Source organism: Microbacterium sp. E-13 (genome assembly GCF_049912955.1).
Lineage (GTDB): Bacteria > Actinomycetota > Actinomycetes > Actinomycetales > Microbacteriaceae > Microbacterium.
On record NZ_CP183973.1, the window covers coordinates 2,304,351 to 2,329,874 of the forward strand.

Annotated in this window: 28 protein-coding genes and 1 tRNA gene; 18 read left to right on the forward strand and 11 right to left on the reverse strand. The window is 69.6% G+C overall.

All coding sequences use genetic code 11. The features are described from left to right. Positions 1-7: 7 nt before the first annotated feature. Positions 8-1,210 (reverse strand): substrate-binding domain-containing protein, encoded by a 1,203-nt coding sequence (locus tag ACN9MP_RS10605; protein WP_426320009.1) that lies wholly within the window; start codon positions 1,208-1,210, stop codon positions 8-10. 204 nt (positions 1,211-1,414) lie between these two features. Between ACN9MP_RS10605 and ACN9MP_RS10610 the strand changes: the two genes are divergently transcribed. After that, positions 1,415-1,873 (forward strand): MarR family winged helix-turn-helix transcriptional regulator, encoded by a 459-nt coding sequence (locus ACN9MP_RS10610; RefSeq protein WP_426320010.1) that lies wholly within the window; start codon positions 1,415-1,417, stop codon positions 1,871-1,873. After that, positions 1,870-3,102 (forward strand): MFS transporter, encoded by a 1,233-nt coding sequence (locus tag ACN9MP_RS10615; protein WP_426320011.1) that lies wholly within the window; start codon positions 1,870-1,872, stop codon positions 3,100-3,102. Before ACN9MP_RS10610 ends, ACN9MP_RS10615 begins: the two co-directional genes overlap by 4 nt. 841 nt (positions 3,103-3,943) lie before the next feature. On the opposite strand, the gene ACN9MP_RS10620 is transcribed toward ACN9MP_RS10615, so the two are convergent. Continuing rightward, positions 3,944-4,462 (reverse strand): hypothetical protein, encoded by a 519-nt coding sequence (locus tag ACN9MP_RS10620; RefSeq protein ID WP_426320013.1) that lies wholly within the window; start codon positions 4,460-4,462, stop codon positions 3,944-3,946. A 114-nt stretch (positions 4,463-4,576) separates the two neighbouring features. On the opposite strand from ACN9MP_RS10620, the gene ACN9MP_RS10625 reads away from it, so the two are divergent. Further along, complete coding sequence (locus ACN9MP_RS10625) at positions 4,577-4,924, forward strand: hypothetical protein (protein WP_426320015.1); 348 nt, start codon at positions 4,577-4,579, stop codon at positions 4,922-4,924. 33 nt (positions 4,925-4,957) lie between these two features. Beyond that, complete coding sequence (locus ACN9MP_RS10630) at positions 4,958-5,692, forward strand: TIR domain-containing protein (RefSeq protein ID WP_426325988.1); 735 nt, start codon at positions 4,958-4,960, stop codon at positions 5,690-5,692. On the opposite strand, the gene ACN9MP_RS10635 is transcribed toward ACN9MP_RS10630, so the two are convergent. Beyond that, positions 5,651-5,726, reverse strand: a tRNA-Lys gene (locus ACN9MP_RS10635). The two genes, ACN9MP_RS10630 and ACN9MP_RS10635, sit on opposite strands and share 42 nt — an antisense overlap. 93 nt (positions 5,727-5,819) lie before the next feature. Here ACN9MP_RS10635 and ACN9MP_RS10640 point away from each other — a divergent pair. The 3 genes from ACN9MP_RS10640 (at position 5,820) to ACN9MP_RS10650 (ending at position 7,885) form a co-directional block, all read left to right on the forward strand. Next, entirely contained in the window at positions 5,820-6,647 is an 828-nt protein-coding gene (locus tag ACN9MP_RS10640) for an inositol monophosphatase family protein (RefSeq protein WP_426320017.1), read from the forward strand. A gap of 40 nt (positions 6,648-6,687) precedes the next feature. Continuing rightward, positions 6,688-7,269, forward strand: coding sequence for a hypothetical protein (locus tag ACN9MP_RS10645; RefSeq protein ID WP_426320019.1), 582 nt, complete (start codon positions 6,688-6,690; stop codon positions 7,267-7,269). A 73-nt stretch (positions 7,270-7,342) separates the two neighbouring features. Continuing rightward, positions 7,343-7,885, forward strand: a complete 543-nt coding sequence (locus ACN9MP_RS10650) for a YaeQ family protein (protein ID WP_426320021.1) — start codon at positions 7,343-7,345, stop codon at positions 7,883-7,885. Between the two features lie 23 nt (positions 7,886-7,908). On the opposite strand, the gene ACN9MP_RS10655 is transcribed toward ACN9MP_RS10650, so the two are convergent. Beyond that, positions 7,909-8,322 carry an NUDIX hydrolase gene (locus tag ACN9MP_RS10655; protein WP_426320023.1) on the reverse strand — a complete coding sequence of 138 codons (414 nt, stop codon included), beginning with the start codon at positions 8,320-8,322 and terminating at the stop codon, positions 7,909-7,911. A gap of 49 nt (positions 8,323-8,371) precedes the next feature. Between ACN9MP_RS10655 and ACN9MP_RS10660 the strand changes: the two genes are divergently transcribed. From ACN9MP_RS10660 to ACN9MP_RS10670, 3 genes are read left to right on the forward strand one after another with little or no spacing between them, the layout of a single operon-like run. Beyond that, a complete protein-coding gene (locus ACN9MP_RS10660) occupies positions 8,372-9,853 on the forward strand; it encodes an SDR family NAD(P)-dependent oxidoreductase (RefSeq protein WP_426320025.1) in 1,482 nt (493 codons plus the stop codon). Next, entirely contained in the window at positions 9,847-10,071 is a 225-nt protein-coding gene (locus tag ACN9MP_RS10665) for a hypothetical protein (RefSeq protein WP_426320027.1), read from the forward strand. Before ACN9MP_RS10660 ends, ACN9MP_RS10665 begins: the two co-directional genes overlap by 7 nt. Further along, on the forward strand, positions 10,068-10,694 hold the full coding sequence (locus ACN9MP_RS10670; protein WP_426320029.1) for a cyclodeaminase/cyclohydrolase family protein: 627 nt from the start codon (positions 10,068-10,070) through the stop codon (positions 10,692-10,694). The genes ACN9MP_RS10665 and ACN9MP_RS10670 overlap by 4 nt, the downstream gene beginning before the upstream one ends. A 57-nt stretch (positions 10,695-10,751) precedes the next feature. Here ACN9MP_RS10670 and ACN9MP_RS10675 read toward each other — a convergent pair whose 3' ends face one another. Next, entirely contained in the window at positions 10,752-11,690 is a 939-nt protein-coding gene (locus ACN9MP_RS10675; protein WP_426320031.1) for an intradiol ring-cleavage dioxygenase, read from the reverse strand. Between the two features lie 198 nt (positions 11,691-11,888). On the opposite strand from ACN9MP_RS10675, the gene ACN9MP_RS10680 reads away from it, so the two are divergent. Continuing rightward, positions 11,889-12,062, forward strand: a complete 174-nt coding sequence (locus ACN9MP_RS10680; protein WP_426320032.1) for a hypothetical protein — start codon at positions 11,889-11,891, stop codon at positions 12,060-12,062. Between the two features lie 21 nt (positions 12,063-12,083). On the opposite strand, the gene ACN9MP_RS10685 is transcribed toward ACN9MP_RS10680, so the two are convergent. After that, complete coding sequence (locus ACN9MP_RS10685; RefSeq protein ID WP_426320034.1) at positions 12,084-13,679, reverse strand: DUF222 domain-containing protein; 1,596 nt, start codon at positions 13,677-13,679, stop codon at positions 12,084-12,086. A gap of 119 nt (positions 13,680-13,798) precedes the next feature. Between ACN9MP_RS10685 and ACN9MP_RS10690 the strand changes: the two genes are divergently transcribed. From ACN9MP_RS10690 to ACN9MP_RS10710, 5 genes are all read left to right on the forward strand, one after another. Then, entirely contained in the window at positions 13,799-14,326 is a 528-nt protein-coding gene (locus ACN9MP_RS10690) for a DUF1269 domain-containing protein (RefSeq protein WP_426320036.1), read from the forward strand. Between the two features lie 159 nt (positions 14,327-14,485). After that, positions 14,486-14,860: a hypothetical protein gene (locus ACN9MP_RS10695; protein ID WP_426320038.1), complete on the forward strand. Its 375-nt coding sequence runs from the start codon at positions 14,486-14,488 to the stop codon at positions 14,858-14,860. Positions 14,861-14,900: 40 nt separating this feature from the next. Further along, positions 14,901-15,764 carry a helix-turn-helix transcriptional regulator gene (locus ACN9MP_RS10700; RefSeq protein WP_426320040.1) on the forward strand — a complete coding sequence of 288 codons (864 nt, stop codon included), beginning with the start codon at positions 14,901-14,903 and terminating at the stop codon, positions 15,762-15,764. Positions 15,765-15,885: 121 nt separating this feature from the next. Beyond that, complete coding sequence (locus tag ACN9MP_RS10705) at positions 15,886-18,096, forward strand: glycosyltransferase (protein ID WP_426320042.1); 2,211 nt, start codon at positions 15,886-15,888, stop codon at positions 18,094-18,096. Then, entirely contained in the window at positions 18,093-19,406 is a 1,314-nt protein-coding gene (locus ACN9MP_RS10710; protein ID WP_426320043.1) for a nucleotide disphospho-sugar-binding domain-containing protein, read from the forward strand. Before ACN9MP_RS10705 ends, ACN9MP_RS10710 begins: the two co-directional genes overlap by 4 nt. 7 nt (positions 19,407-19,413) lie before the next feature. Here the strand turns inward: ACN9MP_RS10710 and ACN9MP_RS10715 are convergent, their stop codons facing one another. Beyond that, positions 19,414-19,821, reverse strand: coding sequence for a VOC family protein (locus ACN9MP_RS10715; protein WP_426320045.1), 408 nt, complete (start codon positions 19,819-19,821; stop codon positions 19,414-19,416). 132 nt (positions 19,822-19,953) lie between these two features. After that, on the reverse strand, positions 19,954-20,700 hold the full coding sequence (locus tag ACN9MP_RS10720; RefSeq protein WP_426320046.1) for an EAL domain-containing protein: 747 nt from the start codon (positions 20,698-20,700) through the stop codon (positions 19,954-19,956). 169 nt (positions 20,701-20,869) lie between these two features. On the opposite strand from ACN9MP_RS10720, the gene ACN9MP_RS10725 reads away from it, so the two are divergent. Next, a complete protein-coding gene (locus tag ACN9MP_RS10725) occupies positions 20,870-21,277 on the forward strand; it encodes a DUF4383 domain-containing protein (RefSeq protein ID WP_426320048.1) in 408 nt (135 codons plus the stop codon). A gap of 5 nt (positions 21,278-21,282) precedes the next feature. Next, the gene (locus tag ACN9MP_RS10730) at positions 21,283-21,807 is read left to right on the forward strand and encodes a hypothetical protein (protein WP_426320050.1); all 525 of its coding nucleotides are present in this window, start codon (positions 21,283-21,285) and stop codon (positions 21,805-21,807) included. 45 nt (positions 21,808-21,852) lie between these two features. On the opposite strand, the gene ACN9MP_RS10735 is transcribed toward ACN9MP_RS10730, so the two are convergent. Genes ACN9MP_RS10735 through ACN9MP_RS10745 form a run of 3 tightly spaced genes read right to left on the reverse strand, consistent with a single transcriptional unit; the run spans position 21,853 to position 25,517 of the window. Then, positions 21,853-23,079: a glycoside hydrolase family 32 protein gene (locus ACN9MP_RS10735; protein ID WP_426320052.1), complete on the reverse strand. Its 1,227-nt coding sequence runs from the start codon at positions 23,077-23,079 to the stop codon at positions 21,853-21,855. 38 nt (positions 23,080-23,117) lie between these two features. Next, positions 23,118-24,170 (reverse strand): LacI family DNA-binding transcriptional regulator, encoded by a 1,053-nt coding sequence (locus tag ACN9MP_RS10740; protein WP_426320054.1) that lies wholly within the window; start codon positions 24,168-24,170, stop codon positions 23,118-23,120. Between the two features lie 9 nt (positions 24,171-24,179). Then, a complete protein-coding gene (locus ACN9MP_RS10745) occupies positions 24,180-25,517 on the reverse strand; it encodes a NosD domain-containing protein (protein ID WP_426320056.1) in 1,338 nt (445 codons plus the stop codon). Positions 25,518-25,524 lie beyond the last annotated feature (7 nt).

Genomic DNA, 25,524 nt, shown 5'->3' on the forward strand with positions numbered 1-25,524 from the left:
CCTCGCGTCACTTCGCCTCGGCGGGCGCGACGTCGTCGGCCGCCACGGTGTCGACCAGCTCGGGCACGAAGGTGCCGTCCTGGGCGACGAGCTTCGCCTGGTACATCTCCTGCAGGAGCGCGTGATCGCTCGCGCGGACGGTCATCGCGCCCTTGGGGCCCTCGAACTCGAAGCCCTCGAGCGCCTCGACCATCGCGTCGACCTCGCCCTGACCCTCCTGGATGGCGTGGACGATCATGATCGCCGCGTTGAAGCCGTCGGGGCTGAACAGGTCGGGCGTGCCGCCGGCCGCTTCGATCGCCTTCACCATCGCCGTGTTCACGTCGTTGTCAGGGGCGCCCGGGAAGTAGTGGTTCAGGAAGTTGATCTTCTCGGATGCCTCGCCGTAGGCGCCGAAGGTCGCCGAGTCGCCCAGGCCGGTGACGACCGGGATCTCGTCGAGCACTCCCTGCTGACTCATCGCCTGCCACATCGCACCGGAGGTCGCACCGGCCCACGCGACGAACACGAGGTCGGGTGCGTCGGCCAGCACCTGCTGCGCGAACGGCGTGAACTCGGTGACGTCCTCCGCCACGAGCACGGAGCCGACGTTCGCGCCGGCGCCGCCGAGAATCGCCTGAACGGCCGCGACGTTACCCTGACCGAACGCGTTGTCCTGCGCGAACACGGTCACCTTCTTGCCCTCGATGTCGTCGAGGAACGTGCCCGCGGTCGCGACGTCCTGCGCGCTCTGGCGCCCCGAGCGGAACGTGTAGTCGTTGATGCCGGTGAGCGCGTCGGCGGCGGCGGGGCCGGAGATGTAGAGCACCTTGTTCTGCTGTGCCTGCTCCGCGACCGCGAGCGCGACGCCCGACGACGCGGTACCGGCGATGACGTTGACGCCCTCGCCGATGAGCTCCTTGACGGCGGTGACGGCCTTGTCGGGGTCGCCGGCGTCGTCGCGGTTCTCCACGGTGATCTTCGTGCCGTCGATCTCGCCCGTGCCGTCGGTGGCGTAGTCGAGCCCGGCGTTGAACCCGTCGAGATATTGCTTGCCGTAGCCGGCGAGCGGTCCGGACTCGCTCGTGACGATGCCGACGGTGACCTCGGCGGGACCGCCGCCGTCGGTCGCCGCGCCCGTCGGCGCCTCGGCCGTCGGCGCGCACGCCGCCAGGCCGAGCGCTGCCGTGACTGCCACGGAGCCCAGGAGCAACTTCTTCGTAACCCGCATGTGCGTGCCTTTCCCCATTGGAAGGATCTGGTGCCTCTGACCGGAGTTCGGAATCAAACATGAAAACCGATTCAGGTTCTTGCAATGTAGGAAACGGATGCCTCGCCCGTCAAGTCGGCGCCGGTGGCAGTGGGTGCCCGTTACCGAATCGGAACCCGACCCATCTTCGATACCGCAGGTATATATCGGAGGTATAGTTCTCGGGTGACACACGATCAGGACATCGAGACGCTCATCGTCGCCGCCCATGCGCTCACGCGCGTCGCGGCGCTCGAGACCGCGAACGAGACCCCGTCCGCACAGTGGCGGACGCTGACCATCCTGCGCGACAACGGCGCGCTCCGTATCGGCGAGCTCGCGCGCCTCAGCCGGGTGACGCAGCCCGGCATGACGCGTCTCGTCGGCCAGATGGCCGAGCACGGACTGGTCGTGAAGGCGACGGATGCCGCCGACTCTCGCGCGACCGTCGTGGAGGTGACGCCGCTCGGGCTCGAAGCGCTCCACACGTGGCTGCTGCAGCTCACCGCGGCGCTGTCCCCGCACTTCGAGGACCTCCGGCCCGAGGAGTGGGACGCGCTGCGCACCACGGCATCCGTCCTGATGCGCAAGCTCGACCGCACCCGCACCGGGCCGGCCGTGGCGACCGCGGAGAGCGCACGATGAGCGCCCACGGCAGCGCGAGCGGGTCGGTGTGGCGCCAGCCGGCGCAGGTGTGGGCGGTGGCGTTCGCGTGCGTCGTCGCGTTCATGGGCATCGGTCTCGTCGATCCGATCCTGCCCGCGATCGCCGCCTCGCTCGAGGCCAGCCCGGTGCAGACCGAGCTGCTCTTCACGAGCTACCTGCTCGTCACCGGTCTGGCCATGCTGGTCACGAGCTGGATCTCGAGCCGCATCGGGGCGAAGGCGACACTGCTCGTCGGACTCGGGCTCATCGTCGTCTTCGCGCTCCTGTGCGCGCTGAGCGGAAGCGTCGACGCGATCATCGGCTTCCGCGCGGGCTGGGGTCTCGGCAACGCGCTCTTCATCTCGACGGCCCTCGCGACCATCGTGGGTGCGGCGTCGGGCGGCAGCGGCGCGGCCATCGTGCTGTACGAGGCGGCGCTGGGCCTCGGCATCGCGGTCGGCCCCCTGCTCGGCGGTCTGCTCGGAGAGGTCAGCTGGCGCGGACCGTTCCTCGGCGTGGTCGTGCTCATGGCGATCGCGTTCGTCGCCGTGCTCGTGCTGCTGCGCGGACCCCGCCAGAAGCCCTCCCCCGTGCCCCTGTGGGCACCGTTCCGGGCCCTGCGGATCCCGTCGCTGGCCGTGCTGGCGGTCGCCGCCCTGTTCTACAACATCGGCTTCTTCGTGCTGCTCGCCTTCTCGCCGTTCCCGCTCGGGTTCGGTGCCATGGGAATCGGCCTGACGTTCTTCGGCTGGGGTGTCGCCCTCGCTGTCACGAGCGTCTGGGTCGCGCCGCTCCTGCTGCGGTCCATGGCGCGCACGACCGTGATGCTGCTGACGCTTCCGCTGCTCGCGATCGACCTGGTCGTCGCCGGGATCCTCGTCGAGGACGCCGCGGCACTGGTCGTCTGCATCATCGTCGGCGGGCTGCTCCTCGGCGTCATGAACACCGTGCTGACGGAGTCCGTGATGGAGGCGACCGACCTGCCGCGCTCCGTCGCATCGTCGTCGTACTCGGCGGTCCGCTTCCTCGGCGGGGCCGCGGCGCCGCCGCTCGCCGCCTGGCTGTGGCACGCGTACGGGCCGACCGTGCCGTACCTGTTCGCCGCGGCGTCCGTCGTCGTCGCGACCGCCACGATCCTCCTCGGCCGCCGCGCGCTCGCCCGCATCGACGAGCGCGAATCGGATGCTGCGGAAGAAGCGGCAGCCGTGCTGGTGGGCGACGTCGCCTGACGTCCACGGACAGCAGAACGGCCCCGGAAACCGGGGCCGTTCTTTGTTGCGCACCCCCTGGGACTCGAACTGAGAACCCACTGTTCTGTCCAGGCTGAATCCTCACGAAGCCATATGTTATGGAGCGTGATCTATTTCCACTTTTACCCCGGTTAGGAGCAAATTCTTAAAACTCAGCATCACGGGCGGTGCCGCATGCTCTTGCCGCCATCCTGACTGAATCCTGACCGGCATCACGCGCCTCGGCAGCGCATGAGACGTCCGGCGTGGGTCAAGATATTCTCCGCCGCGTGACCACAAACCCTCCGTGGACCTTTTGAAGAGCTTGTTCTCGCGACCGAGTTGATCGACCGCCTCGGCTGGGGCGGCGCCAACGCTCGCATGCCCCAACTCATCGAACTCTCCGATGTGCTTCGGGCGGCGAACTTCCCCAGTCACGAGCCGGTCGACGCGACATTCCGGTCACCGAACTCCGTGTCGATGAAGCTGGGAAACCTCAAAGGCGCGAACGAACAGTAGAAGGTGGCCTGAAAGAGACGGGTCCATTACCGTCGGGTTGACGGCAGCGAGGCGTCAGTAACCTGTAATGGACGAACCTACGAGCAGCAGCTACAGCGCATCCATGATCGCGGGTACGTCGTTCTAAACGTCATCAAGTGACCGCAGGTCCGGCGAGTCGGACCAGCCGCGCATCTCCAACCTCGGGCGGGAGTCTTGTCGATGCGGAACCGCAGCGGAATACATAGTCGTACGTGCGCGGGAACGCAGCGGCATGTTCGCAACGTCCGTGACTGCCGCTTCCAAAGGCAAGAGTTCTAGACGGTCAACATCATTTCGCGGGTTACACCTGCGTGCTCTTCTTCCATGTCAGCCTTTTCGTCCTTCGACGGTGCAGATCAGGCTCCTGACTCCATTCCAATTCCACTACCGCCGAGTCATCGAAACCCTCGTCACGGATCGCGGTCACCCGGCTGAAGTGTCGCCCTTCCGAGCGATGCACGAACGACAACGATAACTTCGATCCGAACGGCACCACATCCATCTCGCGCGAGACGACACCGGGCCGCCCGTCGACCTTCAAGACCCGGAATACAACGTCGCGCCCCGCTCCACGTCCCCGGTTGTGGGCCTCGGCCTGTACCGCTGGAGGATTCTCGTCGTCGTCTATGCGCACCCAGCGAAGTTCCCACCGTGGTGTAGGCGTCCTGTTCCGCCAGAACGTGAGCGCGCTCACTACCAGACTGAGGGCCGCAATGACCAAGGCCCACCATGCAACATTGGCAACGTCGAACATATCGAAATCATGGGGCATACTCTCGGCGACCGTCGGCGGCATTCCGCGCGTGTCGGTCCGGTGCACGCTACGGTCGTCGGGGGCGACGACCGTTGCCGGGGCGACGACAGCCGGTGGGCGCGCGCGGGCACTGGGTACCTCAAATCCGACGAGCAACGACGCCCCCTTGAAGGAGACATGATGATCCGCACAATCAAGCTCACCCCGGCCCTTGCAGCTATCGGCATTGGGATAGCGGCGCTTGCTGGGTGCGCCACTACGAGCGCACCGCAGACGGAACCGTCGGAGACGCCGGCCGTGCGTGCGACACCGACCCCGACCTACCTGACCGAGTTGCCTGAATGGGCGAAGGGTACGACTTGGCTTATCTACCCGGCCGGGATGAAGTGCTCTGGCACCGAGGGATGCCCGAACGACTATCGTGCCCTCATCGGCGAGCCTGGCCCCGTCCTGCCTGAAGGCGTCGAGTACTACGACCCGGCAAAGCATGATTGCAAGATCGTCCAGCCCGCTGGCGTCACCTGCTGATCGCACCGGTGCTGGCGCGCCTCGGTCCAGGCCGTGGTGGTGCGCCAGACTCCAGATCACGTTGCGCACCTTCATGAATCGCTGACATATCCCGGCGACCCTGAGACGCAGCCTCAGATGCAGCCGAGGCCGAATGTCCTTTACGAAGCTGGCATGGCGATGGGTCGCAACCCAGACCGCACGGTCATGGTCGAACTCGGCCAGGTTAAAGTCTTCAGCGACATTCATCGTCGTCATGCCGTGCGGTTGGACAATTCGATAGCGAAGCGCCAAGACCTGGCGAACCGGCGCAACGCAGGTTGTGCGGGGAATCTGGAACGTACGGACTGGCACGACGCGGGAGACCTCACGCCTCCTAGCCCTCCAGGAGGCGGACTTCTTCAACGCTGCGGAGCAGGTCTTCGGCAAGATGTTCGGGCGGTGATGAGATGCAGACCCATCGACGCATCCCGACCCGCAAGACGCTCGGCACGGCGTGCGGTTGGCGGACAGAGCGCGAGTTTACGAGTCTCCGTGACCATTTCGAGGGCACGCGCCTGGTCGAATACCTCGCCACCCCTGCGGCTGGCCCATCAGACCGCATGGGCAACCGTAAGCTGCCGCGCTCGCGTAGCGAGGGGAGCACGGATGGTTCCGAAGGGGTTCCGGAGGGGATCGCCTGAAACGCACCATGCAATGACAGAAGCCCGGTACCTCGTTTTGGTGCGAGATACCGGGCTTCTTGGGTGGTGCACCCCCTGGGACTCGAACCCAGAACCCACTGATTAAGAGTCAGTTGCTCTGCCGATTGAGCTAGAGGTGCGTCGTTCACAGCGAGGCGAACGAGGATCAACATTAGCATCACGATCGCGTCTCATGAAATCGAGGCCGGAGAGCCGCCGTTATCCTTGAACACGTGACCTCGCCTCCCCCTGCATCGACGTTCGACGCGCCGTTCGAGGGAGATCTTCGCGCCGATCTCGAACTCGCGCTGCGGCTCGCCGACGCGGCGGACGCGGCATCCATGTCCCGCTTCGATGCGGCCGATCTCGACGTGCGCCTGAAGGCCGATGCGAGCCACGTGACGGAGGCGGATCTGGCGACCGAACGCGCGATCCGCGACCTCCTGGAGGCGGAGCGTCCGGGCGACGGCGTGTTCGGCGAGGAGTACGGGATCACCGGCGATGCGGCCCGGCAGTGGATCATCGACCCGATCGACGGCACGGCGAACTACCTCAAGGGCATCCCGATGTGGACGACCCTCATCGCCCTGGCGATCGACGGAGTGCCGCGCGTCGGCGTCGCCAGCCAACCGGCGATCGGCCGCCGCTGGTGGGCGGCGACGGGCCACGGCGCGTGGACCGCGACGCCGTCGGGCGAGCCGCGGCGCCTCGCGGTCTCGACCGTCGAGGCCATCGCCGAGTCGAGCGTGAGCTTCCAGAGCATCGCGCAGTGGCGGGGAGCCGGCAAGCTCGACGCCCTCGAACGCCTGACCTCGTCGGTCTGGCGGGATCGCGGGTACGGCGACGCGTGGCCGTACATGCTCCTTGCCGAAGGCCGCCTCGAACTCGTCGCGGAATTCGACGTGAAGGAGTACGACATCGCCGCGCTCGTGCCGATCGTCATCGAGGCGGGTGGCAGGTTCACATCGTTCGACGGCGACGACTCGATCGCCGCCAGATCGTCTCTCGCCACCAATCGCCTGCTCCACGACGCCTATCTCGAGCTGCTCCACTCCGCCTGACGACACCCGACCGCCTCCCACCCCCCACGGAGACCCTCTGATGCCCGCCACCCGCATCCTCGGCACCGCTGCCGTCCTCGCCCTCTCCGCGATGCTGCTGTCGGCCTGCGCCGGTACGCCGGAAGCCGCCGAGCCGGAACCGACCGGCAACGCGCAGACGCCGACCGCCGCCCCACCCGAGCCCACGGCCACCGCTGAGCCGGAGCCCGCAGCGACTGAGGAGCCGACGTGCGACACGATCATCGGCGCATCCGTCGTCGCCGACTTCGAGAGCCTCGGCTGGACCTCGCAGGCCTCGCCGCTGTACATCGGCAGCACCGAGATGGAGGACGGCCTGCAGTGCATGTGGGCCGACTTCGACGGTCCCGGCGGCGACCACGGCCAGATGTTCGGCTGGGCGCCGATCTCTGAAGACGTCGCCGCGGCCGCACAGGACGAGCTCACGTCTCAAGGCTGGCTGCGCGAAGACGATGGCGCGGGGGTGTACATCACGGAGAGCGCCGACACCGCGATCACGACGGATGACGACGGCTACGGCATGACGTACCACTTCACCGAAGGCCAGGTGAAGGTGGCCGATACGAAGCAGGGCCTCCTGGTGATCGAATGGCCGAAGGGCTGACGCCGACCGCGCGCCGTCACCGCGGCGCCTGTCGCACCGGCACCTTCGCGCGCAGCGCGTAGGCTCGAACGCTATGGCGATCGGCGTGACGATGTACACCTTCGATATCCAGCTGGCCGACGTCGATCGTGGTGTATACGAGGATCTCTCGGTGCGCGTGGCTCGGCATCCGTCCGAGACCGACGCCTTCATGATGACCCGCGTTCTCGCCTACTGCCTCGAGTACGAGGAGGGAATCGCGTTCAGTGAGGGCATCTCGGCGACCGACGAGCCCGCGGTGCTGGTGCGCGACCTCACCGGCGCGCTGACCGCCTGGATCGAAGTCGGTGCACCGGATGCCGCCCGCCTCCACACCGGCAGCCTTTCCGGCGCGCGGGTGGCGGTGTACACCCATCGCGACCCGGCGAAGGTGGCTGCTCCGTGGGCGGGCAAGAAGATCCACCGCGCCGGCGAAGTGCACCTCTACAGCTTCGATGCCGGCTTCATCGATGCCGCGACCGGCCGGCTCGAGCGCCGCAACACCATGACCGTGTCGATCACGGAGCGCCGTCTGTACCTCGACCTCAACGGCAGTTCGTTCGAGTCCGACATCCACGAGCGGTCGGCGACCGACTAGCGAGGCGTCGATCCTCGACCGGATCAGGGCAGGAAGTTCTCGCGCGCCAGCGGCGCCACCTCGAGGTGCTCGGCGTCGGCCCGGGCGACCCAGCGCAGCTCCTCGATCTCGGCGGCGATGACCGGCACCTGATCCCCGATCTCCGCCTCGAACACGTCGGCCTCCACGACGAACCCGGGCTCGTTGGCCGCGGCGGCCGTGAACGATCCGAGCGGGCGCAGCTGCGCGGCATCCACCGACAATCCCAGCTCTTCGAACAGCTCCCGGCTGAGCGTCTCGGCCGGGGTCTCGCCCGCCTCGGGCTTGCCGCCGGGCTGCATGAACGCCGTCGTGCCGGCTTTGCGCACGAGAAGCAGTTCGTCGCGGTCGTTCACGATGACCGCGGCCGACACGCGGATGCTGCGCGCTCGTGCCGGCGCCGGGTTCGAAGTGGTCACGCCAGCACGCTAACAGGAACACCCGAACCCGCGCGGCGTAGAATCACGTGTGCTTCCCGATTCCCCCGCGCCTTCCGACCTGCCGCCGAGCGGCATCGACCCGGACGATCTGGCGACCACCCTGCGGGTGCTCGGCAGCATGGCCGGTGTCGACGAGACGCATCCCGACTACATCGCCGTCCGTCGTGCGACCGCCGCGATGTTCAAGGCCGTGAAGAAGGAGCGCCGTCGCGAGATCCGGGAGGCGATCGCCGCCGCCGACCGCGCCGTCGTCGCGGCCACGGCCACCGGCGCGCCTGACCGCATCGACGACGAGACGCGCGGCATCCCGATCTCGAGCTCGACCACGGCTCCGACCGCGGGGACGCTCCTGAAGCCCCGGGCCTGCTACATCTGCAAGCAGCCGTACACGGTGGTCGATGCCTTCTACCACCAGCTCTGCCCCACCTGCGCCGCGATGAGTCACGCCAAGCGCAACGCACGCGCCGACCTCACCGGCAAACGGGCGCTCCTCACCGGCGGCCGCGCCAAGATCGGCATGTACATCGCCCTGCGCCTCCTGCGCGACGGTGCGCACACCACGATCACGACGCGCTTCCCGCGTGATGCCGTGCGCCGCTTCAGCAGCCTGCCGGACTCCCCCGAGTGGATCGACCGCCTGAAGATCGTCGGCATCGACCTCCGCGATCCCGCCCAGGTGATCGGGCTGGCCGAGGATGTCGCGGCCGCCGGCACGCTCGACATCCTCATCAACAACGCCACTCAGACGGTGCGCCGCTCCCCCGGCGCGTACCAGCCGCTCGTCGACGCCGAGCTCGCGCCGCTGCCCGACGGCCCGCTGCCCGAGCTCGTCACGTTCGGCCACACGAACGACCGGCATCCTCAGGCGCTCGAGCGGTCGGTGACGGCCCACCCGATCCTCGCTGCGGCCGCCGCGCGCGCCGACGAGCTGACCGAGCAGGCGATGGCGGCCGGCTCCAGCTCGCTCGAGCGTCTCGCCGCCGGCACCGCCATCGACGCGGGGGGTCTCATCCCCGACCTCGACCACACCAACTCCTGGGTGCACAGCGTCGAAGACGTGGACCCGCTCGAGATGCTCGAGGTGCAGCTGGCGAACACGACGGCGCCGTTCCTGCTGGTATCGAAGCTGCGCAAGACGCTCGCGGCCAGCCCCGCGCGGCGCACCTACGTGGTCAACGTCAGCGCGATGGAGGGGGTGTTCAACCGCGGCTACAAGGGGCCGGGGCACCCTCACACCAATATGGCGAAGGCGGCGGTGAACATGCTCACCCGCACGAGCGCGCGCGAGCTGTTCGAAACCGACCGCATTCTCATGACGAGCGTCGACACGGGCTGGATCACCGACGAGCGCCCGCACCCGACCAAGGTGCGCCTCGCCGAGGAAGGCTTCCACGCACCCCTGGATCTCGTCGACGGCGCCGCGCGCGTCTACGACCCGATCGTTCGCGGCGAAGCCGGCGAGGACCTCTTCGGCGTGTTCCTCAAGGACTACCAGCCCGGTCAATGGTGAATCTGCCCGAGCCCGGTCGCCGCGTGGTCGTGCGCTACATCCTGCCGAGCGGCCAGGCGACCGATGCACTGGGCGAGCTTCTGAGCACGGATGCCGAGTCCGTGACCGTCGACGGCAAGCGTGGCGTCGAGCGCATCCCGCGGCCCGCCATCATCGCCGCCAAGGAGGTGCCGCCCCCGCCGGCCCCTCGGCGTCCGCGACTAGATTCGTCCTCGTGACAGCTGACGACATCGACCCGTCCGAGACGACGCTCGAGGAATGGCTCGACCGCCTCGCCGAACCGCACGGCGCACCCGGGGGCGGCGCGGCGTGCGGGGTGATGACGGCGATCGCGGCGGCACTTCTCGGAATGGTGGCGTCGTACACGCCCGACGAGCCCCGGGCGCGCGACGCCGTTCGCCGGCTGCATGAGCACCGCCGTGCTGCCACCGAGGCGGCCGAGGACGACGGCGTTCGATCGGCGGCGTTCGGGGCTGCGCTGGCGATGGACGAATCCCCCGAGCGCGAGCGGGCCATCCGCGAGGCGACCGTGGAGGCGATTCGGTCATCGCTGGCGATCGGCGTGATCGCCGCCTCGCTCGTGGGCGAGGCCCGACGCCTGGCCGAGGTGTCCAATCCCCACGTCGAGGCCGACCTCAAGGTCGCCCTCGGCGCTCTGGGCGCCGCCCTCGACGGCGTGCTCGTCACCGCGCGATCGGATCTCGCGACTCTGACGAAGCACGACGATGCCGGCGGCTCCGTGGGTTCCAGCATCCGTCAACAGGAGAGCACCGTGGCCGAGGTCGCCTCGGCCCGCGACAGCCTGCGGCGGCTCGTCGCGGAGCGGACGCAGCGCGAGTGAGGACCCCGTCGTAAAAGGTCTTGGCCTCATACTTACGCCCGCCCAAGCCACTCGCGGTCAGGGGCGCCCGCCTCCGCCGCCCGGTGCCTGCGACATCGACGCTTCGGTCGTCGTATCGACGCCGACGGCGAGGGTGCCGGTGAATCCCGACGCTGCGTCGCCGGCGAACGTCCCCAGTTGCAGGTCGTAGCCGTCGCCGAAGACCATGTCGTCGCTGATGGAGCCGATCTGCCGGAGGTTGCTCGCCGAGTCGGGGTAGGCGTCGAGCGCGTACACGTCGCCGAGCATGTCCTCGGGGAACGCGAGTTGCGAGATGGCGATGGCGTTCGTGCCCTGAGTGGCCGAGGCTGCATCGGGGTAGATCTCGAAGTGGATGTGCGTCCAGCGTCCGGGATAGCAGCCGGGCACGATCGTCTGGAACGTCACCTCTCCTTTCGCGTCGGCGATCTGAACGCCACGGAGGTACGTCTCGTTCTGCGCGCCTTCCGAGTACATCGAGTACAGACCTCGGGCGTCGCACTGCCAGGCGTAGACGGCCACGCCCTCGAACGGTACGCCGCCCTTCGCCAGGTCGGTGACGGTGAAGGTGATGGACAGCGGGACGCCATCGACGGTCGCACCGCCGCCGAGGCTCGACGTGATGTCGCTGCGGACGATCCCGGAGTCCTCGAGGATGTTGACGCCGTTCGTCCCGTCGGCCGGGTACGGGCCGTTCGTCTCGTCCGGTATCTCCTTCGCGGAGACCGTGTCCGCGCTCGAACCCGAAGACGGCGTCCCACCCTGGGACGGCGAGCCGGTCGCCGCCGGGGTGCACGCCGCGAGAGCGATCGCGCCCGCACCGAGGCCGACGAGGCTCAGGAGTGTCCGCCGGTTCACGAGGGTGCGCAGATCGAACGCGGCCCCCTGGTCGACGACCTCGTCGTCGGGTCGTGGCAGCAAGCGCCCTTCGTAGGCGGGGCCCTCGGGCGTCTGGTCGGGCTCAGGAATACGGGCCATCTGTTGCTCCTTCACGTGGTCCGGGGAGTTGCGACCCGGTCAGCTTGACGTGCCCGCATCGAGGTGCGCTGTGGTCGCACTATGCGCTTCTTATGAGCGTCGCACCCGCTCTCTTCGAGACCGCCCGGGGCGCTTGTCAATGCCCTGCGCTCGGGTGGCGTCCCATGGTCCGATTGCCCCGGCGAAAGGACACCTCTCATGACTGACGACGTTCACCGACAAACCGAGTTCGAGCCGCGGCATCCGGAATCCGCCGAGGCCAACGGCGTCATCGCCAGCCCGCCCGGCCGCACCCCGGCCGAGGTCGACGACGCCGCGCTGCGTCCGAACCCCGAGGACACCGCGGACCCGGCGGGCACGGAACACGACTGACGTCGAGTCGGGTGGCGGCGGTCACGCGGACCTGGCGCGTGTGAGCTGCGTGAGCGGGTGCCGGTTGGGTGGGCGCCATTGTCGGTGGGGGTCGAGCCAGCCGGGCGGTCGGACGTGCGGCATCCCGTCGACCATGCGGATCTCCCATCCGCTGGTCTCGATGCCGCGATGGTGATGCCAGCACAAGGCGACGCCGTTGTCGACGGAGGTCGGGCCGCCTTCGGCCCATTCGGTGACATGGTGCACCTCGCACCAGGCGGCGGGGACGGTGCAGCCGGGAATGACGCAACCTCCGTCGCGGGCACCGATGGCTTTGCGCTGCCAGTGGTTGAACACGCGGCCGTCGATGACGAGTCGTTTGATCGCCCCGTTCGCGCCGAGGGTGAGCCGGTGGATGGTGCCGTGGCACCCGATGTGCCGGGCCAGCGCCGCCGGCACCGGCACCGGGCCGGCCGCACTCTCGATGAACGCCACCCCGTCCGGGGAGGTGAGGTCTTGTTTGGTGGTGGTGACGATGAGGGTCGGCGCCGCACCGCCCAGAGACGGCGTCTGGGTGGCACCCGCCGCGGCGAACAGGATCGCGGCGAACGCGTCATGCCGCTTCTGGTCGACGGTGCGCGGATCCAGCGCACGCTCCTCCGACCCCTCCGACTGCGCCGAGTCCTCCGGCGCTTCGTCGCTGGGGTCCGTGAACCGGGGGCCACGGTTCTGCGCGCGCGGGTTCAGTTGGGCGTCCATGAGTCGCTCGAACTGCGCCGCGACCTCTTCGGTGACGTCGCCGGAGACCCGCCGCAACCCGCGACGTGGGCGCCGGCTGACGCGGATCCCGCGCATCCGCTGCGCGAACTCCTCATCGGGCAGCGCACCATCTGGGTCCAGATACAGCGCCCACGTGGTGGCCATCACCTTCAATTCATGGATGCCGCACGCCGGCGCCTGCGCACCCACGGCCGCGCCCACCAGCTCGACCTCGGCGGCCTCGAGCTCGTCGGTGCCGCAGCGGCCCTGCAGCGGCCGCAGCGCGTCGACGATCGTGGTGAGCGCGTCGGCGCTGAGCCGCCCGGCCGCCAGGGCCACCCGGGCGTGCTCGAGCGGCGCCGGCCGGGTGCCGCCGCTGAGCATGACACGGGCGGTGATCGCCTTCGCGTCGCGCAACCGTGCCCGCGCCGTCCCGTCCGAGACGAGCGTGGCCCGTTCGATGATCTCCTTCGCGGTGCCGCACCCGAACTGGGTCGTGATGGCGTCCTCGCCGAACTCGGAGTCGGCGCGTCGCCCGACCTCACCGGCCAGCGCCAGTCGCGCTGCATCCGTGACCCGCCCGAGGTGTTCCACCACTGCCAGAGCGTCGACCAGCTCGCCGTGCGACAGAGCCCGCTGCGCCTGGCCGCCGAGCGCCGGCGCGAGCGTGTCGCCGAGCAGGTCGGCGATGCCGCGGAGGTCGGCGAGCGGGAAGTCCATGGCTCCACCCTGACCAGGGCCTCCGACATCTGAATGGCCAAAACCGCAGATCAACCCGCCTTCTGTGGATAACACCCAACCCACACGAATTGTCGCCCCCTGGGGAGGAGGGGGCGCGAGGGGCGGGAGGAGTTGCGCGAGGATCTGCTGTCGCGCCACGGCGCCCCATCCTGTCCCTCGCCATCGCGTCGAGCCCGGGATTAGGATCACACCACCTGCGGCGCCGGAGCCGAAGACCCTCGGTCGGCGACCTCAGCCATCAATCGAAGGAGATATCGATGGGCAACGAGAACCTCGCACTGGTCGTCGGCTCGTATGACAACACGGCAGCGGCGTCGGACGACTACCAGGCCCTCCGGAGCGGGCAGGATGCCGGCGGCTACGAGATCGTCGGCGCCGTCGTGCTGGAGCGCGACGAGGACGGAAAGGTCCAGGTCAAGGAGCACGGCGACAAATCCGTCGGTCACGGTGCGGCCTGGGGTGCCGGCGCAGGCGTTGTCGTCGGGCTCTTCGCGCCGCCGCTGCTCGCGGCCACCGCGGTCGGGGCGGGCATCGGCGCGATCCTCGGCAAGATCAAGAAGAACCGCGAGGAGAAGCAGTTCGGGGTCGACCTCGAGGAGTACCTCGCACCCGGCACGTCGGCGGTCGTGGCGGTGGTCGACGACAAGTGGGCCGACCGCGTCGAGAAGGCGCTGACCCGGTCCGACAAGCGGATCAGCAAGGCGATCGACTCCGACGACTACGAGCGGCTGCAGAAGGCGATCGAGGAGTCGGCCGACGACGTCATCGAGCAGCTCAACTCCTGAGACGGGCGCGCACGATCAGCGCGGAAGGCGGCATCCCGGGGGACGGATGCCGCCTTCCGCTGTCTCCGTGCGTCAACCACGGACCCGCGATCCCTGGATGAGCGCGCCCTGAACGCGTACAGCTCGTCGAAGATCGCATTCGGCCTGTTCGCCACAGAGTTGCAGCGGAGATCGGATGCCGCCGCCTGGGGCATCCGCAGCAACCTGTCGCACCCCGGGATCACGCCGACGAACCTCCTCGCGGCACAGCCCGGTATGGGCCGGCCCACGGACACGACGGCGGTGAAGCTGATCCGGGCGCTGTCGCGGCGCGGCATCCTCGTCGGCACGCCGTCGTCGGCGGCGCTGTCGGCCGTCTACGCGGCCACCAGCCCCGAGGCCCGCGGCGGTCGGCTCTACGGGCCGAAGGGCTTCCGACACCTGAGCGGCGCGCCGGCCGAGCAGCCGCTCTACTCGCGACTGCGGAGCGAGACCGACGCACGTCGCGTATGGGAGCTCTCCGAGCACCTCACCGGCGTGCGGGTTGCGGCGTGACGCACGGGGGGATCGCCGCTCCCTGGATGAGGAATGACGGATGCCGCAGACTCAGGTGATGGACCGAGCACAGCTGGCCGACTTCCTGCGCCGCCGTCGCGAAGCGCTGCAGCCCGAGGACGTCGGCCTGCGGCGCGGGTCGCGGCGGCGCACCGCCGGGCTTCGCCGCGAAGAGGTCGCCGCACTGTGCGACATGTCGACCGACTACTACAGCCGGCTCGAGCAGGCCCGTGGTCCGCAGCCCTCGGAGCAGATGCTCGCGGCGATCGCCCGCGGCCTGCGGCTCACACGCGACGAGCGGGATCACCTTTTCCGGCTCGGCGGCCACACCGCACCGGCTCGCTCCCTGCGGAGCGAGCACGTGTCCCCCGGCCTCATGCGAATTCTCGACCGCCTCGCCGACACTCCCGCGCAGGTGATGACCGAGTTGGGAGAGACGCTCGCGCAGACGCCGGCCGCCCGAGCTCTCTTCGGCGACGAGACGCGGTTCACCGGCATCATGCGCAGCGTCGGGTACCGCTGGTTCGCCGACCCGTCGGCGCGCAGCGTCTACCCGGCGGAGGACCACCCGATCCACTCGCGAGCCTTCGCCGCCGACATCCGCACCGCCTACGCGAAGTTCGGCGCCGACTCGCGTGCCGGAGCGATCGTGACGGCGCTGCTGCAGGAGAGCGCGGAGTTCGCCGAGCTGTGGGCCGAGCACGAGGTGCGCGCCACGCACGCGCGCGACAAGCGCCTGCAGCACCCCGAGGTCGGCGTCATCGACGCGCAGTGCCAGTTCCTCATCGACCCCGACCAGGGCCAGACCCTCCTGGTGCTCACGGCGACGCCCGGCACCGAGAGCTACGAGCGGTTGCAGCTGCTCTCCGTGATCGGCACGCAAGACGTCTCCCACACCCGCTGACTCCCCGCCCAGCACCGAGCACCGATCGCACCTCGTTGTCAAGCAGACCCCCGGACCTCTCCACGGGCTTACGCTTTCGCCAGCGCAGAGTCCTCGCCCTGCGCTGTGAGCGAGGTGGAACGTGGGCGTTCAGACCGCGATGGATGACGTTCTTCAGGCCCCCACGATCGTCGAGGCACTCCGCGCCGCCGACGACGTGGCCTTCGAAGCCGGCCGGGATCCCAGCGTCCGCACGCTCAGAGTGCTCCTGACCGCTCTCGCGGGCAGCGACGACATCGCCGCCATCGCCGCCGTGCACGCGCTGGCGGAGATGCACGACGACGAAGCGCAGCGACAGCTCGCCGCCCTGCTGTCGGATGAGCGGCCGTTCATCCGCGAGCATGCAGCGTGGGCGCTGGCCCAGAGCCTCCCCCACCCCGAAGCCGTCGGCCGCCTGCTCGCATTCGTCGCCGCAGGCGGCTTCGCCGGCATGCTGGCTCAGCACACGATCGAGCGGTGGTCCGGGGCGGCGGGCGAGAAGATGGCGATCGCGCTCGAGGCCGCCCTGCTGGGGATCACGGATGCCTCATCCCGCGCGACGCTCGTGGAGACCCTCGGACTCGTCCCGCATCCGATCGCCGCGCGCCGTCTGCGCGAGGTCGCACGGGACACCGCAGAACCCGACGCAGTGCGGGAACCCGCTATCGCTGCGCTCGGGCAGCGTGGCGACATCCCAGGCCTCGAAGAGGACCTCGGCGCGATCCTGGCGACCGGTGGCCCGCTGGCACCGGTCGCCCGGCTGGCTCTCATCGACCTCGACCCGATGCCCGTCGCCCACGCCGCTCCGGGCGTCAACGCGCCGTTCGAGGCTTTCGGCCCGCACGGCGCACCCCGTCACGGGAAGGCGATCACCGTCGCGCAGCTGTTCCTCCACGCCGATATCGACCCCTCCCTCTCGGCCGCGGGCGCCGGGGACAACGGCGGAATCGCCACACTGCTGGTCCGCCTGGGCGATGCGCTCACGCGAGCCCCCGGCACACCCGTCACCCGGGTCCTCACTCTGTCGCGCGGCCGGCACGGGCAGAGCACGGTGGACCTGCTCCAGCTGGCCGGCACCCCGAGCGGCCATCTCTACGGGCACATCCCCCTCGTCGGCCGCCCCGTGCCCTCCGCCGCCGCCTGGCCGCACCGGGTCGCAGCGCGCCGCGGCATCCGTCGCATCCTCCGCGCGGCGGGAGGCGTCGACGTGCTCCATCTGCGCATGGCCGACGTGGGCAGCCTCGCCGCCGCGGATGTCGCCCGGGAGCTCGGCATCCCGACGATCTTCACCGTCGCTCCTGATCCGCACAGCGTCATCCAGTCGCTGCAGCAGTCGGGAACCCTGACCCGCGAAGGCTTCGGTGAGGCCGACCTGCGCGAGCACTTCTGGTTCCGGGCCCGACTGGTGCAGACGCTCGCAGCCTCCGCGTCGCACACGGTCTTCTTCCCTCGTCCGCACCTGGTCGACGAGATGCGGGCGCTCGTCGGCATCGACATGACCTCCCGCAGCGAGCGGCACACCGTCATCGCGGAAGGTGTCGACCTCGCGGTCATCGACCGGGCCGTCGACGAGGCCGGGCACGCGAGCCACCGAACCGGCACCGCAGACGGCTCCGCCTTCGACGAGCTCGCCGTCCTGCTCGGCGAGCTCGCCGAGGAGCGACGCGGGCTCCCCCTGCTCGTGTCGGCCGGCCGTCTGCACCCGGTGAAGGGCATGGCGACGCTCGTCGACACCTGGGCGCGCTCGTCTCTCGCCGAACGCGCGAACCTGCTGATCATCGGGGGCGACCTCGAGAGTCCGTCCCGCGATGAGCAGGGCGAGCTCGACCGGATCGCGGAGGTCGTGCCGCCGCACGAGCACGCCCGCCGGGGCCTGATGCTCCCGGGCCATCGGGCCAACGACGTCGCCGCCCGCTGGATCGCGGCGGCGAGATTCGGGATGCCGGGGCTCGCGGCCCGCGGCGGCGTCTACGTGTGCGCCAGCCTGAAGGAGGAGTTCGGCCTGGCGGTGCTCGAGGCGATGGCGGCGGGTCTCGTGGTGGTGGCGCCCGATGGCGGTGGTCCCGCCACCTACGTGGCGGACGGCGACACCGGATTCCTCACCGCGACGTGGGACCCTGGCCGCCTGGCCGGAGCCATCACCTCGGCGCTGGACCGCGCGGCCGACGGCGACGAGCAACGCGCGGTGCGAGCTCGCGAAGTCGTCGCAGCGAGGTTCACGATCCAGGCGATGGCGGCCACTCTCGCCCCTGTCTACGCCTCCGTCGTCGCCCAGGAGGCGGAGTTCGCGCAGTCGACGAGGCTGCAGGCATGACGCTCCTCGTCATCAGCCCGGACTACGCCTCGCACCTCCTCCCGCTCGCCACACTCGCAACGGCATGGCGCGATGGCGGGGAACGCGTCGTCGTGGCCACCGGTCCCGCGACAGCCCCCATCGTCGCCGACTTCGGCCTCGAGCGCGTCGACCTGTCACTGGGTCGTGGGGCCAACGCCGGTGTGATGCGCACCCGGGAGCAGGAGACGACGGAAGCGGCATCCCTCGAGCGCTTCTTCACCGCCACGAGACGTGGCATGATCCCGACGCTGACCTATCAGGCGCGGGAGCGCCTCACGGATCTGATGTGGCAGCCCGAGGAGCGCGCCCGGGCGACCCTCGAGGTGGTCGACCGGCTGCGACCCGACTCGATTCTCGTGGACCACCTCGCGTTCAGCGCGCGCCTGGCCCTGCACACCGCCGGCGTCGACTACGGCGACGTCGTGCTGGGCCACCCGTCGGCGCTGCCGGTGGGGGGCGAGGTGTACGGCTACCCGACGGCCTGGCCGCGGGCCCTCGATCCGGATCCCGCCGAACTCGCCGGCCTTCGCCGGCTCTGCGTCGAGGTGTCCGGCCGCTTCGCGCGCCAGTGGAACGGCGCCGCCCGCGCGCTCGACCCGGCGGCCGGCGAAGTGGCCGACGCCTTCGCCCTCCACGGCGACGTGGTGCTGTACAACTATCCCGCGATGCTGGCCGCAGGAGACGGACGGATGCTGCCTCCCCACGTCCTCCTCGGCTCGACTCCTCGCGACGAGCGCCCCGACGCCGCGGTCGACGAGTTCCTCCGCGACGACACCCCCTTCGTCTACGTGAGCTTCGGCAGCTTCCTGTCGGTGCGCAGCGACGTGCTCGCCCGGGTCGTCGCAGCGATCGCGCGAACCGGCATGCGGGCGGCGGTCGCGATCGGATCGACCCCGCCGAGCGACCTAGGGTCGCTGCCGCACGGCTGGCTGGTGCGGGAGTACCTGCCCCAGGTGCGGCTGCTGAAGGGGGCGACGCTCGCGGTCACCCACGGCGGAAACAACTCGGTCACCGAGGCAGTGGGGCAGGCGGTGCCGCTCCTCGTGCTGCCGTTCTCGACCGACCAGTTCGCCGGTGCGGCCGCCGTCGAGCGGTCCGGCGCGGGCCTTGCTCTCCCACCGAACACCGCGACCGTCGCCGAGCTCAGCGACGCTGTGAGGGCACTGGCCGACCCCGCGTGGCCGGGCCGTGAGGCACTCCGCGCGGAGGCCGCCGCACAGCACGAGCGCCCGGGCGCGACGCTCGCCTACGCCGCCCTCTCCCTCGCGCCGTCACCGCCGGCCGAGTAACGAGCGCTCAGGCCTGGCTCTCCTTGGGGGGATTGTGCATGAACTCGATGCGGATGCCGTTGTCGTCCTCGACGAACGACGCGTAGTAGCGCTCGTTGAACCGCGGATACAGCTTGGGCGGACGCACCGCCGTCCAGCCGGCGGACGTCGCGATGTCGTGCAGCCGATCGACCTCCTCGCGCGAGTCCACGGCGAACGCGAGGTGCTGCCATCCGACCGTCCCATGGCGGTGCGGCCCCGTGCCCGCTTCCCGTGCCGGAAAGAGGATGATTTCGCTCTCGTCGGAGACGTACCAAGAGACCGACGCGTCCCCATCGGTCCGTTCCATCCCGAGCGCCGTGAGCACCGGCTCGAACTGCGCCACCGCGCGGGGCAGGTCTTCAACGGTGATTCCGAGGTGGTCGAGAAGCGGCATCCATTGACTCCCGTCTGTGGTCGGCGAGGAACGAGCGTACCGAAACACCCCGGCGCGGAGCCTCAGCGATTCCGCTCCTGTCTCACACCTTCGACCACGGTCCGACCGTAACCCCGGGAGCGTCCCGCACGCCTACGGGAACACGATCTCCGAGTCCGGGTGCCGGATGAGGAAGCCCTGCGCGCGATCGCAGCCCAGCTGCACCGCGCTGTCGAGGTGAGTCAGGGTCTCTATCCCTTCCGCGATCACTCGCAGCCCGTGCGCCCGGGCGACCTCGACCCTGTCGCGCAGCAACGCCAGCGCCGGTCCCTCCGCGGCGCGCACGAGCTCTCCCGGCAGCTTCACCTCCGTCAGCGGCAGACGTTCAAGATGCTCGAGCGACGGAGCCGCCGCTCCGTATCCGGCGAGCGAGATCTCCACGCCGGTGCCGTGGAGCATGCGCAATTGCGGCAGCACCGTGCGCTCTTCCCCGGGCTGCAGGTCTACCGTCAACTCGAGGACGAGCGATCCCGGCGGAACCCCGCGTCGCGTGAACTCGTCGGCCACATGACGGGCGAATGACTCCTCCTCGAACTGGACCGGCGAGACATTGACGGCGACCGCCCAGTCGCGACCCATCTCTCGCCATTCCGTGAGCGCTTCGAGGCCCTCGTCGAGCATTCGTCGTCCGAGAGCATGGATCGCGCCGCTGCGTTCCGCGACCTCGATCATCGTCGCCGGATCGATCTCGCCAAGGCGCGGATGCGACCATCGGCACAGGGCCTCCGCGGCCGCGATCGACCCGCTCTCCAACGAGACCTGCGGCTGATAGACGGCGAAGATCTCGTCACCTTCGACAGCGGTCGCGAGGTCGTCCGCGAGGTCGTCGGTGGTGCGCACCCGTCCAGTTGACCTGTTCTGCGGCGCCGTTGCAACCGCCGACGATTCCGGCCACGATCTGCTACAGCCCACTCCGAACGGATCCCGCGGAGCATCCCATCCGTTTCCGCGCTTGCCCCGAAGACCTTTCACAGCACGGCAGATCGCCGCTGGGAAAGAGAGGTCTCTCATGGGCTCGTCACCGAACCGCATCGTCGCCACGGTCTTCGGCGCCGTCTATCTTCTCGTGGGCCTTCTCGGGTTCGCGTTCACCGGAGGCGTCGGCTTCATCGCCACCGAGGGCGGGCTGCTCCTGGGCGTCTTCGAGGTCAATCCGCTGCACAACGTCGCGCACCTGCTGATCGGAGCGGCGCTGCTGATCGCCGGCATCGCCGGCGCCCGGCCGGCCAAGATCGTGAACATCACGGTGGGCGCCGCATATCTGCTGCTGGGCGTCGTCGGCTTCTTCCTCGTGGGTACGCCGGCGAACATCCTGGCGCTCAACGCCCCCGACCACTTCCTGCACCTCGCCAGCGCCATCGTGCTGCTGGGCGTCGGCCTGGCCGCCGAGCGCTCGTCGCAGGTCGCGACGGCGTGACGGCCGTGACCGAGGCACCCACAGCGGAGCGCGTCAGCCGCGCTCCGTCGTGGGTGCCCGTCGTCGCGTGGGGTTTCGGACTCGTCGCGGTCGCGCTCGGAGCCGCGGCCATCGTCGCCGTGCAGGCCGGCACGGTTTCGCGGGTGCTCGGTGCATCGTCGGTCGCGGTGGGGCTGGGAGCCCTGGCATGGGGTGCCACGAGCCTCGCCCTCGACCGGACACCAGTGCCCCGGGCCGCCCTCTGCGGCCTCTTCGCCGGCATGGGCATCGCCGTCGCGCTGCTCACCACTGCGCCCGGCCGGGCGAGCATCCTCGCCGTGGCGATGCTGCTCGGGCTCGGCGTCGCCGTCGCCTGCGGGATCGTCCAGGGAACGCGGCATCCGTCTCCCCGCTCGAATCTCTGGACGTTACTCTCCGCCGCGGCCGTCGTCACGGTCCTGGTCGTGCCCGCTCTCGGCGTCTGCCAGGGCGCGGCGCTCCTCGACGCCGACGGCACCGTGCTCCCGGTCGTCACCCACGAAGGACACTGACGGACGAGGCTGCGTGCTCCACCGGCGGTTGTCGGGCGTCGACCGCTAGGCCAGCCCGTACACCACGGCCTCCCCCGCCGTCACCGAAACCTCGAGTGCGCGCCCTTGCGGCTTCACCGCACCGGCGAAGACCCCGGCGTCCGACGAAACCTCGAGCACCGGGCCGTCGACGATCACGCGAACGCCACCCGCGACAGGCACCGACGAGATCTCCGACGGTGTGGTCACGACGACGTGCCCGCCCTCGCGCGAGATCGACGTCACGACGTCGCCCCCTGACGACACGGTCAACGTGCCCTCCGCGCTCTCCCACTCGATATCCGCAGCAAGTCCGTCGACGCGACCATCCGGGCGAACTCCCGTCCGGTGCGCCGCGACATCGGGGTGCGGCCGGACGATGAGCCGTCCGCCCTCGACCGTGAGCCGGTAGGGCACGCTGTGCGCCCCGGCCCACCCGTCGCCCCGTATGCCGCGCAACCAGAAGGTGAGAGCGGGTGCGCCGTCCGCGTCGGTGAACAGCGATGGCGCGTAGAGGCTGTCGCCCCACGTGAGCCGTTCCCAGTGGTTCGCAGTGAAGCGGCCGTCGGCGAAGGAGCCCAGCGCGTAGGCGGCGTAGTGCAGCACGTCGGCATCCCAGATCGACGACACCATCGCGGCGTAGCCGTCGATGTCGAAGACCTGCGGGCACTCCCACAGCGCGCCCATCCACACCGGCTCGCGCTCAGCGGAGTGCCGCTCGAGAGCGATTCCGTCGTACCGCCACGAGTCGAGGTCGGTCGACGTGTAGGTCAGCGCGTGAGCGGTGCCATCGCGACCGGCGGCGCCGACGAACATCCGCCAGCCCTCGCCCTCTCGTCGGACGAACGGATCGCGGAACGCGATCAGGTCGAGCTCGGCCGGCGCCTCGACGACCACGTCGCCCTTGCTCCAGGTGTTCCATGCCGCGTCCCGTGCGTGAGCGACACGGACGCGGCCGATGCCGAAGTCGGGCACCGACGTGGCGGTGTAGAACGCGCGGGCCTCAGCGCCGTCGTGCACGACGCATCCGGTCCAGATGCCGTCGTCGCCGTCGCCCGGAGCGATGGCGACCGGCCCCTCCCGCAGCGTGAGCAGGTCTGGCCCCGTGGCGTGGCCCCAGTGGCAGTCCGGCGCCCAGCTGGTGCCGCCGCCGACGTACTGGAAGAAGGCCTCGTACCGGCCGTCTCGAGCAGTGATGCCATGCGGGTCGTTGATCCAGCCGGAGGCAGGGGTGAAGTGCAGCGCGGGGCGCATGGTGAGGCCTATCGATGAAAGCGGTCGGAAGAAGTCGGTCAGGCGGCGTCGATCGCGACGCGCGCGGGGGGTGCGACGGAGTCGCGCGCGACGACCGGACCACGCAGCAACGCGGTGGGGGCGTCGCCGGTGGCGCCGTCGATCTGGTTGAAGAGCTGCTCGGCCGCCCACACGCCCATGTCGTAGTGCGGCAGCTCGATCGTCGTGAGGCCGGGGTGCACGCCGTCGGCGACGTACTCCTGGTTGTCGAAGCCGACGATCGAGACGTCGTCGGGCACGCGGAGCCCGAGCTCCGCCGCAGCGCGGTAGGCACCCATCGCGAGGCGGTCGTTGAAGCAGAAGATCGCGGTCGGCCGCTGCCTGCGCGCCAGAAGCTCGATGGCCGCCTCGTAGCCACCCGAAGACTCGGACTCGACGGCGACGACAGCGAGCTCCCCGGGGGGCAGTCCTGCCTCGGCCATCCGCTCGCGGAAGCCCTCGAGGCGACCTGATGACGCCGGGATGTCGTCGATGTTGTTGATGAACCCCAGTCGCCGGTGTCCGGCAGCGAGCAGCGTCTCGGCGGCATCCCGCCCGCCCGCCACCTCGTCGGGCGCCACCCACGGCACGCCGGGCGTCGTGCACTCCGCGTTCAGGAGCACGGTGGGCACCGAGGCGAGGCGCGCGGGCAGCTCCACCGCGCGGTGGAACATCGATGCATACAGGATGCCGTCGACCTGGCGCCGCAGCAGCTCCTCGATCGCGCGCTCCTCGACGTTGCGCTGGTAGCCGGTCGAGACCACGAAGAGCACGGCGTCGCGCGACATGGCGACCTCCTGGGCGCCGAGGATCAGCTTGCCCGCGAACGGCGTCGTGACGATCTCGTCGCCGATGAGGCCGATCGTGTTCGACCGCTGCGTCCGCAGCGATTGTGCGAGCACGTTGGGCACATAGCCCAGGCGCGCCGACACGTCGAGGATCCGCTGCCGCGTCGCGGGGTTCACCCGCAGGCCCGGAACGTCGTTCAGAACGTGCGAGACGGTGGTGATCGACACCCCGGCCTCGGCCGCGACCTGCTTGATCGTCACTCGCTTCTGCTTCACCCTCATCATCTCCGGCTTCTACGACCCGACCGATGGAGTGGCCCGGAACGCGTTCACTGCTCTGTCTACGACAACTTCGTCGTCTGTTCCACAATCGACGATCGTGTTTCCTGACGAGGCGGCATCCACCATCACCGCGGTCACGGCGATGCGCTGCGATGCGCGCGTCGCGAGCAGTGCGTCGACCTGCGCCTCGAAGCAGTCATCGCTCGCCTGCGCATCGACATCCAGCGCGACCACGTGGTTGTTCGCGAGGTGATTGCCCTCGCCGCCGGCGAGCCGCACGATCACCGGGCGGGAGCCGGAAGGACGGATGCCTCGTGCCGCGACGATCTCGGAGAGATGATTGCCGATCACGGAGTTGTTGCTGCCGTCGATCCGCACCAGTCCGTACAGGTCGTCGAGTCCGTTGTCGACGCCGAAGAACGGCGTCCACGGCTCGTGGTCGCGCAGGAGATGGTTCGAGGCCACGAGGTTCTCCGAGCTGTTGCCCTCGAGCACCACCATGCCCGGGTAGAAGGAGTGCAGGCGGTTGCCCGTCACACTCGAGCGCGTCACGCCGTGGAAGCGGACGCTGCTCGCGCCTCTCGGGAACACGTTGTTCGCGGTGACCAGGAGCCCGCCGTGGCTCTCGGCATAGATCGAGTGGCCGCGCGGGCCGGCGCCGATGAGGTTGTCGGTGATCTTCGACGCCTGCCCCCATCCGCGCAGTTCGATGCAGCTGCCGCACTCCGCGATGAAGTTGTCGTGGATCGACAGTGCGTCTGCGTAGTGGAAGACCACCGCCCGCTCGAGATAGACGAAGCCCATGCCGGTGACGCGGCACGAGTCGTTGGCGTCGGCCACGAGGATGCCGGTCTTGCCGTTCACGTACGAGTTCTCCGGGTTGCCGCCCGCCCCCTCGCCGGTGAAGTGCAGCCCGTCGATGCAGAAGTCCACGAACTCGATCGAACTGATTCGCGGGCTGCCGGTGCGCGCCACCAGGAACGCGGCACGGTCGCGCTCCCCGTCGGCGGCCGGGAGATCGACGAGGATGCGGCTGCCGCCCGGCCACAGCTCGTGCAGGTCGGGCCACTGGTCCTCGGGAACGTTGAACCGGATGCTCGACGATGTGAAGCCGTGCCCGGCTCCCTGGATCCGCAGGAAGCTGATGTCGATCCGCACCTGCGTGCGGAGCCGGTAGTCCCCCGGCGGCAGGGAGATCACCGCACCCGGCTTGCCGCGGCCGGTCGCGGCATCCGTCGTGGTCTGTCGGGTCTTGATGTCGGCGATGATGCTGTTGATCACCGCGCCGACGTCGTCGGAGGGGTCGCCGTGCGGCCATTGCGTCACGTCGTAGTGGTTGTTGCTGGACATTGGTTCT